Genomic DNA, 16,017 nt, shown 5'->3' with positions numbered 1-16,017 from the left:
GTATGGGGGCGTGTCTCCGAAGGTTGAAGACTCAATTCGCCTCAGGCTTGAATAACCGCGAAATATCTATTTTTTCAGCCATTGCTTGATACCCGGCTCTATTGGGATGCAATTTGTCCCCGGGCCCACCTACTGTGCTGTCCGCTACATAGTCCTTTTTCATGCCGCCCGTCGATGGGTCGAGCGTCGCTGCATCGAAATCCGCTACACCATCAAAGAGGCCCGACGTACGGATGAACTCATTTAACTCTTCTCGCTTGGCATTCTGCTCAGCGTGACCATGTGCCGCGCTGGTGCTGCCAAGGGCCGTAGTGAGGGTGCCTCCAATGACTCTGACACCTGGAAGCTGCGACTTGATTCGGCCAACAACATCCTTCATTCCGGCCTTCACAGCTTCGGCTGAAGCATTGCCATTTTTGCTGAAGTCATTGATGCCCTCCATCCATATGACGCTGGTAACACCGGATACACCTATCACGTCTCTTTCGACGCGCATTTGTGCAGAGGGGCCGCCAGAGAATGGCGTCTGAGGCGAGTAGCTGGCTGGGCCAGTGACCTGATTGCCGCCAATACCCGCATTGACAACCGATACCTTGTTCCCATGAACAGCATGAAGTTTTCTCGACAGCACATCTGACCACCGATCATCGCCGTTCAGCGTCGTACCTGTGCCGTCAGTGATGGAATCTCCAAAGGCAACCACAACCTGAGTATCGGCAGGCGCCATCATGTCTACCGCGTCCAGGAAATAAGTGGAGGTTGTACTGAACGGGAAAGCTGCCTCGCTCTCGGATTGGCCGACAGAGCCTGCTCCAGGCTGGCTTACATAAGAGGTATTCAGCGCTTTGGCGTGCCATGTCATCGGCCCGCTCTGACCCTTGATATGAAAACTCACTGCCAGACGACGCCCGTTGAGTAACGGGACGTCATCAGGCTTCACAAATGGCAGCGCTATGGGATCACTCCAGGCTGACGATCCAGCGGGAATATCAACGCTTGATTTTCCGCCGAAAGAAACCGGCTGATTAGTGCCTTTCAGGACGGCTGAACTGCCTTGCTGTAACCCGGCATAAATGCCATCAAACGTGACGGGGCGGGTGCCCAGCACGTTGGACAGACGTATCCGCACGTGTGTCCCCCAGATGTCCGGTCGCACCATCAAGCGGAATGTCTGATCCTGCGCACCTTGCTCAGGTACGGGAAAGGCGAGACTCAAGTCCGGTTGCGCAGAGGGATTGCCTGCCGGATAGGGCCCTTGAACGGCACCCAGCCACGCTGCAACCCACTTGTCATTCGTCTCGGCCTGGGCCGCTGCCGGGAGAAATGCAGAGATCAGAACCATTGAAATACAGGCCAGTTTTTTTCTCATGGTGACTTCCTCATTTTTTTGTTCGGCCGCGCCACGCGCTAATCCGTACTCATGCTAGATGAATCGCGTTATTAAACGACTATATCGACCCGTATCCCGGTTCGCTAGCCGCCAGCTGAGGACGTACTGCCAATTGACAATTACCCATCATTGGGAATCTTGCGGTATCGGCGGTAAGATATTGGCGCGCGTATCCGTTTCAAACGTTGAAACGCTTGCAGGCAATTTTATTATTTTAGTAACGGAGGGTGCAGCTTGTGTTACGTGAATTGCCGTCACCACTCCAACTGACGCACCTATAGGGCATTCTTCTTAAGGGCATAACTAATCAGTGCTATTACAGCAAGTGCCAAACTTGTATACAAACAGAACTCACTGATGTGTGAGGCTGTATCAATAAACTGTTGGTTCTCCGCGTTGCCTCCACTCCCGCTGATGCCGCTGGCACTGCCGCCCAGAAAAATAGCTCCCGACGCCAGACACAAGACCATGAATGACAGCGACATCTTGAATAAAGTACCCGCAGTGAGTACCTTTGAGAGGCCGCCTTTGGCATCGGCATTGACGACCCGGAACATTACGATAGCCGGGTAAGCTAACCCAGCCAGGGTGACTGCGAAAAAAACAAGAGTGATCATTATGCTTGCCTACTTCCAGGTTGTAATTAGCGCTAATCATCGCAGAGGGATCGCCAGACTGAAAGCCCGAGTGACGAGTTTTCGGGATCGTATTCAGTATTCCTGGCGAGTCACTGGACCGGGATGTTATTCATAAACGCCATTGTCTTGTGCTTTTCCAATGAAAGTATCCATCAGATCACCCTGAACTTCTTCGCCGTCGCAAGAAAGTAGAAACTCTCCGTCCAGGTAGCCGGGGAAGTGTACGCCGTCCAACGTTCCTAAAATTACGCAGGCGCTATCGGATATCACGACTTTCAAAAAGTTTATAACGTCAGACCTTTGAGCGTCATCCAGTGAAGCCAGAGCATTTCTTGCCCTTGCGAAGGGATCTGTGCCGTTATCCGGGGGGCTGTTCAACGATGCTTGGTACCGGTTGAAATTATCTTTAAAAAGTTCATCGTATACAGCGTTAACAAAATGTTGGTCTGAAGACATAAACACTCCGCTGGTATCTCTGGGTTTTAGCTTTATGATCTTTGTAAATTTTTTTTAGGTGCCTGGTTTAGTGTTTCTTGGAGGCTCTCATTTTATCAAGCTCCCGCTTGAGATAACTAACATCTGAGCGATCAAGCCCACGGTCTATTTTTTGCCACCATTTGGGTATGGCGGTTTTAAATAGCTCGACGCCTTCTTCAGTCACGTCGGATTTGCGAATTAAAAAATCCATTTTAAGGTCACCATTCTCGGTGAAAGGAAGCGTGCTTATTATCCCCTCGTCATGCAAGAACTTTAAAAGCGCAGTGGACATCTGAATTACATATTCTTTGTATTGGGTGTTCTTGTTTCTGCTGTACAACATGGGCACGCTAAACAGCGTAAAGTCTATCATTGTCTTATCCTTAGGTTAAGCTTGGCCGTCTTGCTGGCGCTCAAATTCTTCACCTGCCGCGTCTAGAATACTATTGACCAGGTCTGCCGTCACCTCACGTTTCTGCAGATTTTTGTTGCCTGCATACCTTTCCCCGTACGGTATCTCATAGAATTTCACCGAGATTTTCTCATCGGAAATTATTTTTAATACACCGCGTACGAATGTTGAAGTGTCCTGAAGATCACCGTCAAAGAGCTCGATTTCCAGGATAGGATTGCCAGCAGTGCAAAGACTCTTAACCATTCTGTAATGGTAGCGTCAAGAATTTATGAAGCTTAATGAGCGTGGCGGGCCTGAGGGTGGGTTCGTCAATAACGATAGCTAAAATAGACATTTCTTCTCCCGGTTGATCCTATCCAAAGATTTAATAATCTTCGGACGCTTCTCGTTCCAGCAGATAGGAAAAAAAGCTGGCATAGTTTTCCCAATAGTCGGGAGGTGTTGAAAATTCGCCTGTGTCCAAATGCTCAGCGTCATTGGCATCGCACCAGATGATCGCAGGAGGCGCTGATAGGTTCATAACGATGAGGCTTTCAGCGGGTTCCGCCAATACAATATATTCCTTCGCCAGATTTATCGCCTTCCTGAGACGTAGCGTCTCGCTGACAATGTTCAATGGGTTAGCCGCGCTAAAAAACGCATGATGACTAATGCCACCTAAAAGACCACCCGTATAAAATGTTGCGATTTCTTTGAAGTCGTCGGGCAAACGCACGCTTAAGGCGTTCTCTACCCATCTTATCTCCTCGGCAGATGAGGTGTCGGCTTTGTGGAGGCTCAGGTATTTTTCTTTCAAGTTATTAATACTTACTCTCCTTACCTGTTTTAAACAGGTTCTCACTTGATCGTTAGCTCAATATCCGTAACTCGCACCAGGCTTTGTCAGCACCGACAGGGCTGGCTAATAAGGGATTAAACCACTTGCTCATGCATTCGAGCCAGTGCCTCTGCGGCGAGAGCGATTTTGATTCGAAAGTACGGCAAGCCGTGGTCCTCGAAAACTCTTCTGAATTGAAAAATTACCATCGGTTGGTGAACGATATCGTTTAGCCATGTTCCAACCGCCGACAGAGATTGCTCAGGCAATGTTCAGGTCCATTTGAAACTCTCATGAGCGCCACGTATGTGGCAGGTTGCCTGGGCAGCTTTGCTCTTCAAACTCTATACAGGGAAGCAGAATTTATGCAGCAATCCTCTCAGTCTCCAGAAACTGGCGAATTGATCGCTACCTTTCGCCACGGCAAAGGGTTTCTGGTGTTTAGCTTGATTTTCGGCGTCGTATTATTGGGGTTGGCTGCATTCGTGTTGTATCTGGGCACGATCCTGCCGCCTGGCAACAATGGTCCGGTAACCACCGTCAGCCGTGGCATGACACTCAACTTTTCAAGCCCGCAGATGCTGATCAATTTAACGAGCGCAGGGTTGGCTATTTTAGGGCTTTGCACGTTTGCCATTTACGTATGGCATAAAAAACTGCGTGAGCCGGTTTACGAAGTGTTTGAGCATGGCATCGCTCGTTTGATCAAGGGCGAGCGGGAGTACACTGCGTTTGCTGATATCGAGGACCTCTACCTCTTTGGTTCCGGCCAGACCGTGATGACCGGCATGATCACCAACGTCGCCTACCGTCGTAATGCAAGCGAGCCTTTCCATCGGGTCATTGAAACCTTGAAAGGCTTTCATGACTTTGAACAGTTGGTGCGTGAGTTGCACGTACGGGCTCGTTTTCCTGAAGTGATGGACACGCTAGAGTCGGGGCGTGCGGTGACCTTCAACTACATAAGTTCCGGGCAAGTCTGGAGCAAACGTGTGTCTGGCAACTTCCTGAACATCAAGACCTCGCCGATCACCGTCACCAGAGATTTTCTTGAGGTACAGGGAAGCAAGGTACCCATGTCAACCTTGCGCACGATTGACCTGAGCAATTGGACCGAGAAAGTCGTTATCAAAGACGAGAATGGAAAAGTGGTGCTGTCGACGATATGCACCGGCATTCTGAGTCATGACTTGTTCCTCAATACGCTGCACGTGCTGCTTGGCGCTGAAACCGGAAACCGCGACCAGGTAGAGCCCGTTCTGGCTTGATCGGTATCGGGAGCAGTGGCCATGGCCACTGCTCCTATTTCAGGTTAAGCGTCCATATCCGGGTCTGAATCAGATTGTTTTAAGATCGTCACCTGATGACGACGGAGGAAGTGTTGATGGACATGGGCCCGGAAAACCTCAGGAAGAGCCTTTATGGTGTCTTCGGCCTGACAGCAATGTTCAGCTCATTCATGTTTGCAGGTACCGGGTATTTCTGGGTTTTGGGTGGGGTTTTGTTGGTGCTGCTGGCACGTACCGTCTACCTGATACATATAAGTGAGAGTTTTGTCGCTGTGGTCACCCATTATCACGTGGGCTTTGTTGTGTCGTTTTCTATCATGATTTCAGGTTCTTTGTATCTGGTGGCGCGGAGCGATTATGAACAATCTGTCAGTAACGCTATCTCTTTGGCCATGGTGCCTGTCTTGCTTTTTACGGTTGAGGTATTGTTTTTCTACTTTACCCGCCCTCTGAAGGGCAGAGCCGGTTACGAGGTCAGGGGTAATAAAGTGGTGGTGGTAGACCAACCGTTCAGCCACTTTGCGGGGAACCTTCTGGCATCGATAGTGCTGGCTTCGGGTATTGCAATGATGATCGCGTGGCAGCTCAGCGAGATGGTATTTGTGGTTTACGTGCTAACACTGTTGACCCTTTATATAATCTATATCCGCCGACACTGGTTTCGGGTATTGAACACTATCAGGATCAAGGAGAAGCGCGCCTCGGAATTGACCTTTGAAAACATCGATGAAATTCGGGAGGCTCGCCGTCGCTGGTGGATGAGCAGGCTGCTGAATTGGCTGATTTCGCTGAGCAAGGCCTCAGGGCGTTGAGCCCGAATCAGATTGTTTCACTAGCGTTAACCTGAGAGCGGCGGAGGAAGTGCAGGTGGATTCAGAAAGCTTGAAGACTGGACTTTATAGTATATGGGCCCTGACAGCGCTGTTCAGCTCGATATTTTTTTTCAGCTCCGGGTATTTCTGGGTCGTTGGCATTGCGTTGCTGGTGCTGCTGTTACGTACCCTGTATTTGATCTATATAAACGAGAGTTATGTAGCGTTTCTCTCGCATTTTCAGAAGTGTTCGCTTGCTTCGTTTACCCTCATGATTTCAGGCTGTTTGTATATGGTGGGTCGGGGCGACTATGAACAGTCTTTCATTGACTCCATCTCTCTGGCCATGGTGCCTGTTTTGCTCTTTGCAGTCGAAGTCGGTTTTTTCTACTTTACCCGTTCTCCAGACGGCAGGGCCGGTTACGAGGTCAGAGATAATAAAGTACTGGTGGCAGGCGGACAGTACAGCCAGCTCGCAGGGAACGTGCTGGCATCTATAGCGCTGGTGTCAGCTTTCGGGATTAAGATAGTGTGGCAGGTTAGCGATGGGTTCGTTGGAGTTTACGTGCTGACACTGAGTGTCTTTTATTTACTCTATATCTCCCGAAACTCTATTCGTATGTTGAAGGCTATCAAGGCCAAGGAGAAGCGTGCTTCGGAGTTGACCTTTGAAAACATCGACGAAATTAGGGAGGCTCGTCGCCGCTGGTGGATCAGCAGGCTGCTGAATTGGCTGATGTCGCTGAGCAAGACCTCAGGTCGCTGATGGTTCATCACGTCAATCCCGCACTCTTCCAGTCGTGCCTTCATGGTTAATCGCAAGGAAAAGAGTCATGCCTACAACACCTCAAGCCTTTACCGAATGCCTCACCGCTATCGAGAAGTTGCTGCCACCCGATAGTCTCGCGACACTTCGACCTCCAGCAAGCGAGACTTCAATCCAGCAGATAGAACAATTGCTGGGTGCGCCTTTGCCATTGGGTTTACGTCAGTTGTTGCTCTGGCATGACGGCCAGGAGTGGAATGCGGAGCTGCGCGAAAGTGACAACCGGCGCTTGCTCGCCGCCAGTGAAATAATGGATGCATTGAAATTTTTTCTCGACCCGGAGGAAGAGTTCTGTGAGCCATGGGAGCGATATTGGGTACCGTTCCTGACCAATGATTCAGGGGACTATGTCGTTGTGGATGCGTCGCCTTCAGGCACTGGAAAGCTCATCCATTATTGGCACGATTGGGACGACCGGAGTATCGCGTACCAGTCCTTGAATGAATGGGCTGAGGGTCTTAGAGAAGAGCTCAGTCAGTAACCGGCCTGGGAAGAACGCTTTGAATCCTGTGCGACTCTGATCAAAAATAAAATTCCTAACTGAATTAAAACTTTCTGTAGGTGATCACGAGCAGCGCGAGGCAGCGATGGCGTCCTGCCTGATACACCGCCATCGCGGCCTAGCGTTGCTCGTGCGCGGTCTTCAACGAAAGAATGAGTTTATCTGTAGGAGGTCGCACAGTGTCCCTGACACCGCGCTGTCGCGCAGCAAACATAGGATCTGTAGGAGCGCGCTTGCCCGCGGTGCGGTGCCTCAGCGAAAAATGTGTAACCTGACCTGACGCCATCGCGGGCAAGCGCGCTCCTATAGGTCTGTGTCTGGTTCTCGGCAGAGTTGTGTCAGAGGCTCTTTAGTTGCTCCTGATGATCTCAGCCTCTGAGTTCCCTGACGTAAAGCTGTTCATAGCGCGCCATGGTGTCAGTCAGTCGCTGCCTGAGGTAGTCATTAGCCTGCCCGAGCGCGGCCAGAATCTGTTCGGATTCGACGAGGTATGAAGCGCGTTTTGCCTTGGCCCATGTGGCGGGTGCCGACTGCAGATTGGTAATTCTGTCGCACAGTTTTATCGAAGCAGCTTCACGAGAATGGCTGGCGATACCCTTGAAATAGCGCTCTTCGGAGAACGGCACAATCAGGTTTTTACTCAAGCTCGCGATAGTCGAAGACACCTCTGGACCAAAGGCGTCTGTCAGCGCTTCCTGCGTAGTGGGGGTGTCCTCCAGCACGTCATGTAGCAACGCAGCGGGTAAGGCAATTGCCAGATCGCCGACCGAGGACTCCCGGGCGGCAAAAATCAGTTCATTGGCAACCATCGCCACGTGGGTGGTGTAGGGCAGGTCCGAGCCTGTCATTTTCTGCCCAAGGTGGGCGTGAGAGGCGTATAGCCAGGCTTTGTTATAAAGGCGTTGCAGGTCATCACCAGGCATGCGGCTGTCTCCAGAGCAGGTGGTTAATTGCGGGGAAGCCTTTTCAGGTGGCATTCCATTGGGTAACTGGATTTTCAGGCCCCGGGCGATTTGCATGCCGATGTAGTAGGCGGCTCCCAAAGCATTGGCCAGCTCCGGGTCGTCGGTCAGCTATGCGGTGTTGCGTGGCACTCGTCATCACGCCGATGACGAAAATTCATCCCCGGCCTTTCTGGTTTCCCGATAGGTGACCGGGGGATACTGTACTACAACGTATCGCGGGCAGAGGCTGAGTGGGAGGCAAAGGAGTATTACATGATAACGGAAAAGGCCAGGAAACCGAGGAAGCCGCGAAAGGCAAGGCCGTGCCCAGGCGACAACGCACGACGGGTTCTGAAAAAGATGGATTTCTGGGTAGGTTGCGCCTATCTGGTGACGCCTTTGCTATTGGGGCTTCTTGGTGGGAAAAAAATGGCCCAGCTTGTGATATTCATCTACCCGGTCATCAGTGTGGTTTTTTTTGTTATCCGTCATCGCTATCTGAAAAACCTGCCCAGTGAAGAGCTCCGACACGTTGTTCCGTGGAGTCGTAGTTATACGGGGCGGGGCATATCCATGGTCATTCTGATCCTGACTTTTTTTTCACTCGCTATGGCACTGTTCAATGAAGCCTGCAAGTTATGGCCTTGGTTATGAAAAAACAGTGCCTGTTACCTTCGCTCCACGTCATGAAACGCCGGACAATCATTTCAATATTACCCCCGCTGCTAACTCATCGATTATCGGATTTGCTAGCGGGCCGAACATCGCAGGTATCTCATACTGACCTGATGCCAAAAATCTTAAAGTGCAGGAGCTGGACTAAGGTGGGATTTCATAGATGAAACTTCTGGATCGTTTGAAAGCGTACTTCGGCCACAAACAAAGCCCCGTTGAGCCCCAGCAAAGCCCTGTCAAGCCCAAGGTTGCTTCGAATTCCCCGACCCGCGCCGAAGGCGAGCCGCTGTCGCGTGTTGCCCAAAACCTGAGTTGGCTGCCGGTCTATGAGGAGCCAAAACCACTGTCACTCACTCCGCCAGCATGCCCGCCGATAGGGCTGGATGACACCACCCTGATCAGTCGCTACGAAGCCTGGGTCGCCCAGGCTGAACAAGCTGAACCCCATGATTTGAGTTGGGAGTTTCGTGAGGCAGGTCGCCAATTGGCGGGGAAGTTGTTTTCGAGTGTTCTCGATCTCTCCAGCATGAAGGGGCGAGAGGGCTCGGAGGATATTTACTGGCTGCTGCAAAGTGCGGCGATCGTTTCGCTGTTTGCAGAGGGGTCACAATCGGAAGCTTTTCTCCGCTACAGCAAAGATGTTCATTCCTACGGTAAAAACCCCTATAGATCCGGTCAGGTCCAGGCGTTTGAGCTATACGTAGCGTCACATCTCCACAGAGTTGAATTGCACAGCGCCACTTCGGAGAGTGCCGCCCCATTAGTGCGTCCGCCCAGCGAGCCCGTGCCTCAGGCCACCGACATGGACGAACTGCTGGCCTGGCTGCCCACGCTCTATCCCGGCGGGGTGGCGATAAAAACCCATGTGCTTGAGGATCGTTGGCCCGTGTACTTCGATGTCGTCAAGGACTTCTTCCGAGTGCTGGAAAAAGAATGCTGGACCGATATCGATTACATGAAGCACGGTGCCGCAATCATGCTCAAGGACGAAGGCTACATCGCTCGGGCGAGCCTGGCAGACATTCAGGCGATGCTGACGCTGTGCCTCAGGGGAGAGCGGTTCTCTGACGGGCATCATGGCCTGGTTATCGAGAAGGGCTATGTGCTTAATGTACTGAACAGGTTGGCGGTGTTGCGGGAGGAAGTGTGAGGATTTTTTCACGGCTGTAGCTGTTTAGTGGCACACATCTAAGCGAGGCAGCGACAAGAATCATCATTCAGCTGCCACGCAGATAGGGCACTGCAAAAACCATGCGCTCATATAAATAGTTATGTATTGACCCGCGAGCAATGTCGTTAACCTACTTGCCCAATTAAACCTGGTAGGTTGATTTCTGCTCGTAGAGAAAAAACACCGCATTGCAAGCCAGTGGTCGTCAAGAGCCTGGTGGAGGCTGGAAAGGTGCCGACGGCTTGCGCCGGGAGGCTACCCATTTGAATAACCTGCCTAGCCACCACTTGCCGCGTGCTTCGCGAATTTCGTCGAGCTGCATGAACGTATATGGGGTGGGCATATTTCGCTCTTGAATACGGAGTGTTCGCAAACCTCGGATGACATGACGGCCGTGGACCAGTATAAAAATGCTGGCCCCCGTCATAACAAACATAGCTAAGAATCCGCTTGTTAGGATCCCCGCCATTTTCAAGAAGCCACTCGCTGCAAGAGTAGTCAAGCCGCCAATAAGAGGGATGTTGTAATTTGTAGAAGGCCGTGTATTAATATCTTGGCGCGTCTGGATTCTGTTTCCCTTATATTCGAAAGGCTGGCATGTTGGCTTCGTATTAAGCAGCACTATGTAAAAGATGCTAACTATAGCAGCCGGCACCAAGCCCGCTATAAAGCGGTATGGACTTAAATCGGACGATGCGTCTGCGGCTAAATCGGATGCAATAATGCACGCAGGTAATGTAAACCCCCCAGTGCAGGAGGCTAAAAGCGATCGCATATATGTCGTGTAACTCTCGCATGCGTAGATTACATACAATGTCCATGCAAGCATGGGGGCCGTCAAAATAAAGTAAGCATACCAGCGGATGCCCAGTGCAAGGTTGCCTAAAGCCATGAACAAGGCTAGCAGGAAAAAGGCTGCCCAGCCGCCTGTTTTGATTGTTTCAGAATTAATCATTATCTATCAACATTGTTTTTAGTTTGCTGCCAATCATCTTGTCACCCTCATACCTTCCCATCGCCCATCGCCCATTGCGTGAGCAAACCAGCACCCGCGCCGATAATAATGCCGATTAGCGTGATTGTTCCTGCGGTGCAATGTCTGGAATTCTTCCAGTCATCTGCTGGAGAGATCTCAGCGCCTCAATCGGGACGTTCACCGACTCTTTAAGCGTGTTTAAATACCCTCTTAACTGAATAACGAAATTTTTATACTCCTCATCTTTAGATAACAGCAAGTTAACTATGTACAATGCCGCGCTGTAGTCGTCGGTTTCGTAAGTGCTTGCAAAGTTCTGAAGCGGCATGTAAAAGCTGCTGGCCGACTCTCCCGCGAAAGGTCGATGACCTCCACCAAGTAACCCGGGTTGGCTACGTTCGCAGCTCATGCTTGCGGAGCTAGGCGGGGTCAAGAATCTATTCATGCGCGCGCCTTGATGGCTGCCAGATCACATAGCCCGTTGAGTCTATACACCAATGGAAGCTCAGGCTCTGCAAGGAAGAGATGGGATACCCAGGTTCCTGAGACCAGCGGCTAGGCTGTGGCGGTTTGGCTTTATCCATGATCATTTAGATATCCTTCGAATGTACCTAAGGCTTCTACCGCGGAGAAATGCTGGCCAAAGGTGCGACGCTGATGCCTTCAGCCTGTCTGTAAAATATTTCGTTTTGAAATATTTTTCTACGCTTGACGCCGATTCGAGAAGAGTAAAGTCTCCTAAAAGCTCGTAAGAGCCGTACCACAGCCGTCCCGCAGGGCTTCTACGGAGTCAGTCCTTCGGACCATCCTCAGGTTTCGATTTTGAGCGGATCACTGATGTCGTCGTGGCGCCAAGTCCAAAAGTTGCTTAAGGTTCTGGACCGTCACGCAGAATTGTTAAACGAGGTGCGCATGGCGTAAAAGCTATAACCTGCCTGACCGCTTGCCGTAAAGGCAGGCACGCGAAAGTTTATTTAAATCACTCATCCCTGACGCACTTCATCGTGTATCCCACGGCCTGACAAAGAGAACCCTAATGCCTTACGAGCTGGACAATCGGTTAGTCATCGGCGTCGCCTCCAGCGCGGTATTTGATCTGCTGGACTCGGACGCTGTGTTTCGCAGTCAGGGTGAGGAGGAGTACCGGAAGTTTCAGGAGAAGAACCTGAACAATCCGCTGCCCAAGGGGATCGCTTTTCCTTTCATCAAGCGTTTGCTATCGCTGAATGACTTGTGTGAAGACCCGTCCGATCCACTGGTCGAGGTGGTGCTGTTATCCCGGAACGACCCGGACACGGGATTGCGGGTGATGAAGACCATCGAGCATTACGGGCTGGGCATGACCCGCGCTATTTTCATGCAGGGTCGGTCGCCGTACGAATACATTCCGGCTTTGAACATCGCCCTGTTTCTGTCAGGTAACAAGGCTGACGTCGAGGCTGCGATCAAGGCCGGGCATCCGGCTGGCCAAGTGCTGGATTCGCAGTTTGATGACGATGAAGACGACAAGACCCTGCGTATCGCTTTCGACTTTGATGGGGTGCTGGCGGGGGATGAGGCCGAGACTGTCATGCAATCGTCCGGTCTGGTGGAATTCCATGCGCATGAAGTGAAAAACGCCATGGAACCGCACAACCCAGGTCCTCTGAAGGAATTCATGGTCCGGATGGCGAAGATCCAGTCCGTTGAGGAGGAGCACAAAAAGCTCAATCCTGACTATGAAAACCGGATCAGGGTTTCCATCGTCACTGCCCGAAGCGCACCTTCACACGAGCGCGCGCTGAACACCCTGAAAAGCTGGGGCGTGATGGTCAACGACGCGTTCTTCCTGGGTGGCATCGAGAAGGGCAAAGTGCTTGCCGTACTGAAGCCACACATCTTCTTCGATGATCAGTCCGGGCACCTGAAGTCCGCGAGTGCCGTGGCACCGTCGGTTCATATTCCGTTCGGGATTACCAATCGGAAGCCGGTTGAGTTGCCTGTAGAGGGTGCCGTCACACATCACACCGTTTGAGCGTCAAATGATGGATTTATGACGGCGTGGCACTTGCGGCGATTGCGTTGTGTTTGACAAGAGATCGCGCGGGAAACATTACCCGTAGAACCGGCTTAGCCGGGAGGGCATCATGTCTGGAGAAGGATACTCGGCGAATGTACTGGCCTGCTCCCGGCTAAACCCAGTCCTACAGGCCCACCATTTATCCAGCAGGTTATGTTTTTCAGGCGAGTTCTGCCTCTTTGATGTTGGCAATTGGACCCAGAATGGCGGCGTCAAACTCATCCAGCGCAATGCCTTTTTGAAGTTTGTCAGGCAGGTCAGGATTGGCCAGCGCCGCTTTGCCGATAGCAATCATGTCACCGCCTTCTTCGAGGGCTTGTGCAATTCTGGCGGGGTCATGCAGACCTCCATTAGTGATAATGGCTATGCCGGGTGCGAATCGCTTTGCCAGCCGGCTCAGGCTGTGTCCGCCATTATCGAAGGCGGGAGCCAAAGCATCATGCTCAGTCACATGGATAAAATCGACGCCAGAGTCGGCGATCGTTCCGAAGATGGTTTCAGCGTCAGCCTCACGGCCTTCCCATTTGTGCAGGAAGTTATTGACCTTGCCTTGCGATATCCGCACCCCGACCGGGGTGTTGTCTCCCACTTTTAGCCTCACGGCTTTAAGAATTTCAACCGTTAGCCTCAGGCGGTTTTTAAGATCGCCGCCCCACTTGTCCCCGCGCACGTTGGTGTAATCGGTCAGAAACTGGTCCAGAAGATAGCCATTCGCGCCGTGGATCTCCAAGCCATCAAATCCTGCTACTGAAATTGCCCGATGTGCCGCCTGCGTAAAGCCTGCAATTACGTCAGCAATATGCTCATCAGTCATTGCCAGTGGCTGTTTGTATGGTCCGTTTCCATAGTAAAACGCCATTTCCTCGCCGCTGGGCTGGATGGCGGACGGGGCAATGTTTTCGGGCTTGAACCGGTTGGCTTGCGACAAGGCTCCTGCATGCATGAGTTGTGCGAAGACCGGTGTTGAATGGGTGTGAGCCGCTGTTATAAGCGCCCGCCACGACTGCGCCTGAAAGTCGTCGCTCATGCCGGGTTGTGAGCGGTAGCCTTGAGAATAGCGTTGGTCTGTATAGAGACCTTCAGTCATCAAAAGTCCGAAGCCGCCCCGGGCGAAGCGTTCGTAATACTGCACCATCTCTTTCGTCACAGTGCCGTCTTCACTTGCACTGACGCGAGTCATCGGCGCCAGCGCAAAGCGGTTTCTGATGAATGTGCCGTTTATATCGAATGATGAGAAAGCATGGTTGTTGTGATCGGTCATCGAGTTATCCTGAATCTGATAGCTGAAAGTAGACGACTGCCAGCGGCTGTTGATAGATAGCAACAGGATAGCGATGACCCTTCAGCGGGAGTACTGTCTGGAGCTGATAAGCCTGTTTAACGATAAGTGATATAACCATGCAACTAACTGATATTGCTGTCCTCGCAACCATTGCGTCTTGCGGAAGCTTATCCGGCGCTGCCAGGCAGTTGGGCACGAGTCCTATGTCTGTCTCTCGCCGTCTGGCGGCACTGGAGCATGATTTGGGTGTTCGGCTCCTGCATCGCACCACGCGCTCCGTTGCACTGACACCCGAGGGCGAAGCATTTCTTCCCTACGCCCAGACCATGCTGGAGGCAGAGGAGGCTGCACGGGCGATGCTGGCACCCACTTCAAGTGGTGCAAGCGGCACGCTACGAATGACTGCGCCATCAGTGTTCGGTCAGGCTGTGATAATGCCGCTGATTCCGGCGTTTCTTGCCAGAAATCCTGCGTCGCGAGTCGACCTGGCCTTTTCTGACAGCCTGATGGACGTGGTGGGTCAAGGCCTGGATTTGGCGATCCGAATCGCCCCCATGCGGGATTCCGGATTAATCGCCAGGCGCCTTGCAGACAACCCGCGATTGCTCTGCGCATCACCTGATTACCTGACTCGCTACGGTGTGCCAAAAGTGATGAAGGATCTTGTCGGCCATTCATGTCTTGTATTGCACGCGATGCCGCAGTGGCCCTTCGTCGTTGATGGTCAGGTGCGACTACTTAGCGTGCATGGGAGTGTTTCGGCAAGCTCCGTCGATTCAATTCGAGCGGCATGCCTGCAAGGTCTCGGGCTGGCCATGCTGACCTACTGGGATGTACGTCAGCAGTTGGAAGAGGGCTCACTTTTACGTGTTGACCTTCTGGACGCCGACATGGAATCGTTATCGGTCTGGGCTGCGATCCCCTCAAGGCATTTCACACCACTGCGAGTGACTGCCTTCCTGGACATTCTTGAAAGTGCTCTGGACCCGTCTGCTTGAGGCGCTAATAACTTAAGCGCGAAGTATTTATTCAGCAGCTCACACTGATCACTAAACATACGTAATCATCTGCCGATACGCCTTCCAGAGCTTTTTCTGATAAGGATGGCCATGACCACTATTAGTACCCAATCGCCTGTTAACAACGATCTGACGTTACTGCAAGGCGTCACGAAAAAAGCAGACACTGAAGCCACTCAGGGTGAGCCGAATGCTGCAGAGTCTGCAGCTGCGCCAGTGGGCGTAAAGGTCTCGCTGTCCGCGGCAGGTCTGAACAAAGCCAAGGCTAAAAACGATAACAGCGACATCACCGAAAGTGGCTTGCCCGGTTCGGTCCAGCAAACTCTGATCAGGATCCGTGAATTGAAGCAGCAGATCGCCGAGAAGATGGCTGAGCTGCAAGCGGCAATGGCTAATAAAAGCATGAGCCCAGAGGCTCGGCAGGCGAAAGTGGCCGGCTTGCAAACAGCTTTGGCGTCGCTCAATTCTGGTCTGATGGCCGCGTCTGCTGCGCTCGATAAAGCCTCAAAAAACGGCACCATGGATGCAACACAGGCGAAACAGGCTGCCGTGCTGGCAATGAAAAGCCAGTAAGCAATCGCTAGTCTTGCGCCAAGACTGTGAAGGCCAAAGCCCTGAACCCTTCAGGGCTTTTTCTTTTAAATGCTATTCAGTCAACGCTGATATGGCTCTAAGGTAACAGCCAGATGCCATTGTGAAATTTCAATTCCGGCCATGTTCTTATC

19 protein-coding genes are annotated in these 16,017 nt (G+C 51.9%); 9 read left to right on the top strand and 10 right to left on the bottom strand.

Annotated elements, in window-relative coordinates; all coding sequences use genetic code 11:
• Nucleotides 1–31 precede the first annotated feature (31 nt).
• The 6 genes from CKW31_RS17045 to CKW31_RS17020 form a co-directional block, all read right to left on the bottom strand.
• Complete coding sequence (locus tag CKW31_RS17045; protein ID WP_095097418.1) at nucleotides 32–1,369, bottom strand: GDSL-type esterase/lipase family protein; 1,338 nt, start codon at nucleotides 1,367–1,369, stop codon at nucleotides 32–34.
• 296 nt (nucleotides 1,370–1,665) lie between these two features.
• Nucleotides 1,666–2,007 (bottom strand): hypothetical protein, encoded by a 342-nt coding sequence (locus CKW31_RS17040; RefSeq protein WP_095097415.1) that lies wholly within the window; start codon nucleotides 2,005–2,007, stop codon nucleotides 1,666–1,668.
• A 126-nt stretch (nucleotides 2,008–2,133) separates the two neighbouring features.
• Nucleotides 2,134–2,484 (bottom strand): hypothetical protein, encoded by a 351-nt coding sequence (locus CKW31_RS17035; protein ID WP_095097412.1) that lies wholly within the window; start codon nucleotides 2,482–2,484, stop codon nucleotides 2,134–2,136.
• A gap of 67 nt (nucleotides 2,485–2,551) precedes the next feature.
• The gene (locus CKW31_RS17030) at nucleotides 2,552–2,878 is read right to left on the bottom strand and encodes a hypothetical protein (RefSeq protein ID WP_095097409.1); all 327 of its coding nucleotides are present in this window, start codon (nucleotides 2,876–2,878) and stop codon (nucleotides 2,552–2,554) included.
• 15 nt (nucleotides 2,879–2,893) lie between these two features.
• Entirely contained in the window at nucleotides 2,894–3,163 is a 270-nt protein-coding gene (locus tag CKW31_RS17025) for a hypothetical protein (RefSeq protein WP_256582644.1), read from the bottom strand.
• Between the two features lie 121 nt (nucleotides 3,164–3,284).
• The gene (locus tag CKW31_RS17020) at nucleotides 3,285–3,716 is read right to left on the bottom strand and encodes an SMI1/KNR4 family protein (protein WP_256582643.1); all 432 of its coding nucleotides are present in this window, start codon (nucleotides 3,714–3,716) and stop codon (nucleotides 3,285–3,287) included.
• 314 nt (nucleotides 3,717–4,030) lie between these two features.
• On the opposite strand from CKW31_RS17020, the gene CKW31_RS17015 reads away from it, so the two are divergent.
• From CKW31_RS17015 to CKW31_RS17000, 4 genes are all read left to right on the top strand, one after another.
• On the top strand, nucleotides 4,031–5,005 hold the full coding sequence (locus tag CKW31_RS17015) for a hypothetical protein (RefSeq protein WP_256582642.1): 975 nt from the start codon (nucleotides 4,031–4,033) through the stop codon (nucleotides 5,003–5,005).
• A 116-nt stretch (nucleotides 5,006–5,121) separates the two neighbouring features.
• Nucleotides 5,122–5,838: a hypothetical protein gene (locus tag CKW31_RS17010; protein ID WP_095097400.1), complete on the top strand. Its 717-nt coding sequence runs from the start codon at nucleotides 5,122–5,124 to the stop codon at nucleotides 5,836–5,838.
• A gap of 55 nt (nucleotides 5,839–5,893) precedes the next feature.
• Nucleotides 5,894–6,604: a hypothetical protein gene (locus CKW31_RS17005; RefSeq protein ID WP_095097397.1), complete on the top strand. Its 711-nt coding sequence runs from the start codon at nucleotides 5,894–5,896 to the stop codon at nucleotides 6,602–6,604.
• A 67-nt stretch (nucleotides 6,605–6,671) separates the two neighbouring features.
• Complete coding sequence (locus CKW31_RS17000) at nucleotides 6,672–7,145, top strand: SMI1/KNR4 family protein (RefSeq protein ID WP_095097394.1); 474 nt, start codon at nucleotides 6,672–6,674, stop codon at nucleotides 7,143–7,145.
• Nucleotides 7,146–7,534: 389 nt separating this feature from the next.
• Here the strand turns inward: CKW31_RS17000 and CKW31_RS16995 are convergent, their stop codons facing one another.
• On the bottom strand, nucleotides 7,535–8,089 hold the full coding sequence (locus CKW31_RS16995; protein ID WP_095097391.1) for an HD domain-containing protein: 555 nt from the start codon (nucleotides 8,087–8,089) through the stop codon (nucleotides 7,535–7,537).
• 294 nt (nucleotides 8,090–8,383) lie between these two features.
• Here CKW31_RS16995 and CKW31_RS16990 point away from each other — a divergent pair, with 294 nt between their 5' ends.
• Complete coding sequence (locus CKW31_RS16990) at nucleotides 8,384–8,764, top strand: hypothetical protein (protein ID WP_095097388.1); 381 nt, start codon at nucleotides 8,384–8,386, stop codon at nucleotides 8,762–8,764.
• A 184-nt stretch (nucleotides 8,765–8,948) separates the two neighbouring features.
• Nucleotides 8,949–9,935, top strand: a complete 987-nt coding sequence (locus tag CKW31_RS16985) for a DUF6508 domain-containing protein (protein WP_095097385.1) — start codon at nucleotides 8,949–8,951, stop codon at nucleotides 9,933–9,935.
• Between the two features lie 226 nt (nucleotides 9,936–10,161).
• Here the strand turns inward: CKW31_RS16985 and CKW31_RS30100 are convergent, their stop codons facing one another.
• The gene (locus CKW31_RS30100; RefSeq protein WP_095097382.1) at nucleotides 10,162–10,911 is read right to left on the bottom strand and encodes a hypothetical protein; all 750 of its coding nucleotides are present in this window, start codon (nucleotides 10,909–10,911) and stop codon (nucleotides 10,162–10,164) included.
• 115 nt (nucleotides 10,912–11,026) lie between these two features.
• Complete coding sequence (locus CKW31_RS16975; protein WP_176469904.1) at nucleotides 11,027–11,377, bottom strand: hypothetical protein; 351 nt, start codon at nucleotides 11,375–11,377, stop codon at nucleotides 11,027–11,029.
• A 591-nt stretch (nucleotides 11,378–11,968) separates the two neighbouring features.
• Between CKW31_RS16975 and CKW31_RS16970 the strand changes: the two genes are divergently transcribed.
• Entirely contained in the window at nucleotides 11,969–12,946 is a 978-nt protein-coding gene (locus CKW31_RS16970) for a 5'-nucleotidase (protein ID WP_095097379.1), read from the top strand.
• A 205-nt stretch (nucleotides 12,947–13,151) separates the two neighbouring features.
• Here the strand turns inward: CKW31_RS16970 and CKW31_RS16965 are convergent, their stop codons facing one another.
• Nucleotides 13,152–14,252, bottom strand: a complete 1,101-nt coding sequence (locus CKW31_RS16965) for an NADH:flavin oxidoreductase (RefSeq protein ID WP_095097376.1) — start codon at nucleotides 14,250–14,252, stop codon at nucleotides 13,152–13,154.
• 137 nt (nucleotides 14,253–14,389) lie between these two features.
• Between CKW31_RS16965 and CKW31_RS16960 the strand changes: the two genes are divergently transcribed.
• Together CKW31_RS16960 and CKW31_RS16955 are read left to right on the top strand one after the other, a co-directional pair.
• Nucleotides 14,390–15,271, top strand: a complete 882-nt coding sequence (locus tag CKW31_RS16960; protein ID WP_095097373.1) for a LysR family transcriptional regulator — start codon at nucleotides 14,390–14,392, stop codon at nucleotides 15,269–15,271.
• A gap of 111 nt (nucleotides 15,272–15,382) precedes the next feature.
• A complete protein-coding gene (locus tag CKW31_RS16955) occupies nucleotides 15,383–15,865 on the top strand; it encodes a hypothetical protein (protein WP_176469903.1) in 483 nt (160 codons plus the stop codon).
• The last annotated feature ends 152 nt before the right edge of the window (nucleotides 15,866–16,017 follow it).

The organism is Pseudomonas sp. Irchel 3A5 (assembly GCF_900187575.1).
Classification (GTDB): Bacteria; Pseudomonadota; Gammaproteobacteria; order Pseudomonadales; family Pseudomonadaceae; genus Aquipseudomonas; species Aquipseudomonas folii.
The sequence above is the reverse complement of the archived record's forward strand: the minus strand, read 5'-3'. Positions and strand labels throughout refer to the sequence as shown.

Coding starts and splice junctions, on each gene's coding strand:
- CKW31_RS17045 (WP_095097418.1), bottom strand. CDS start 1,369: ATGAGAAAAAAACTGGCCTGTATTTCAATGGTTCTGATCTCTGCATTT.
- CKW31_RS17040 (WP_095097415.1), bottom strand. CDS start 2,007: ATGATCACTCTTGTTTTTTTCGCAGTCACCCTGGCTGGGTTAGCTTAC.
- CKW31_RS17035 (WP_095097412.1), bottom strand. CDS start 2,484: ATGTCTTCAGACCAACATTTTGTTAACGCTGTATACGATGAACTTTTT.
- CKW31_RS17030 (WP_095097409.1), bottom strand. CDS start 2,878: ATGATAGACTTTACGCTGTTTAGCGTGCCCATGTTGTACAGCAGAAAC.
- CKW31_RS17025 (WP_256582644.1), bottom strand. CDS start 3,163: ATGGTTAAGAGTCTTTGCACTGCTGGCAATCCTATCCTGGAAATCGAG.
- CKW31_RS17015 (WP_256582642.1), top strand. CDS start 4,031: ATGAGCGCCACGTATGTGGCAGGTTGCCTGGGCAGCTTTGCTCTTCAA.
- CKW31_RS17010 (WP_095097400.1), top strand. CDS start 5,122: ATGGACATGGGCCCGGAAAACCTCAGGAAGAGCCTTTATGGTGTCTTC.
- CKW31_RS17000 (WP_095097394.1), top strand. CDS start 6,672: ATGCCTACAACACCTCAAGCCTTTACCGAATGCCTCACCGCTATCGAG.
- CKW31_RS16995 (WP_095097391.1), bottom strand. CDS start 8,089: ATGCCTGGTGATGACCTGCAACGCCTTTATAACAAAGCCTGGCTATAC.
- CKW31_RS16990 (WP_095097388.1), top strand. CDS start 8,384: ATGATAACGGAAAAGGCCAGGAAACCGAGGAAGCCGCGAAAGGCAAGG.
- CKW31_RS16985 (WP_095097385.1), top strand. CDS start 8,949: ATGAAACTTCTGGATCGTTTGAAAGCGTACTTCGGCCACAAACAAAGC.
- CKW31_RS30100 (WP_095097382.1), bottom strand. CDS start 10,911: ATGATTAATTCTGAAACAATCAAAACAGGCGGCTGGGCAGCCTTTTTC.
- CKW31_RS16975 (WP_176469904.1), bottom strand. CDS start 11,377: ATGAATAGATTCTTGACCCCGCCTAGCTCCGCAAGCATGAGCTGCGAA.
- CKW31_RS16970 (WP_095097379.1), top strand. CDS start 11,969: ATGCCTTACGAGCTGGACAATCGGTTAGTCATCGGCGTCGCCTCCAGC.
- CKW31_RS16965 (WP_095097376.1), bottom strand. CDS start 14,252: ATGACCGATCACAACAACCATGCTTTCTCATCATTCGATATAAACGGC.
- CKW31_RS16960 (WP_095097373.1), top strand. CDS start 14,390: ATGCAACTAACTGATATTGCTGTCCTCGCAACCATTGCGTCTTGCGGA.
- CKW31_RS16955 (WP_176469903.1), top strand. CDS start 15,383: ATGACCACTATTAGTACCCAATCGCCTGTTAACAACGATCTGACGTTA.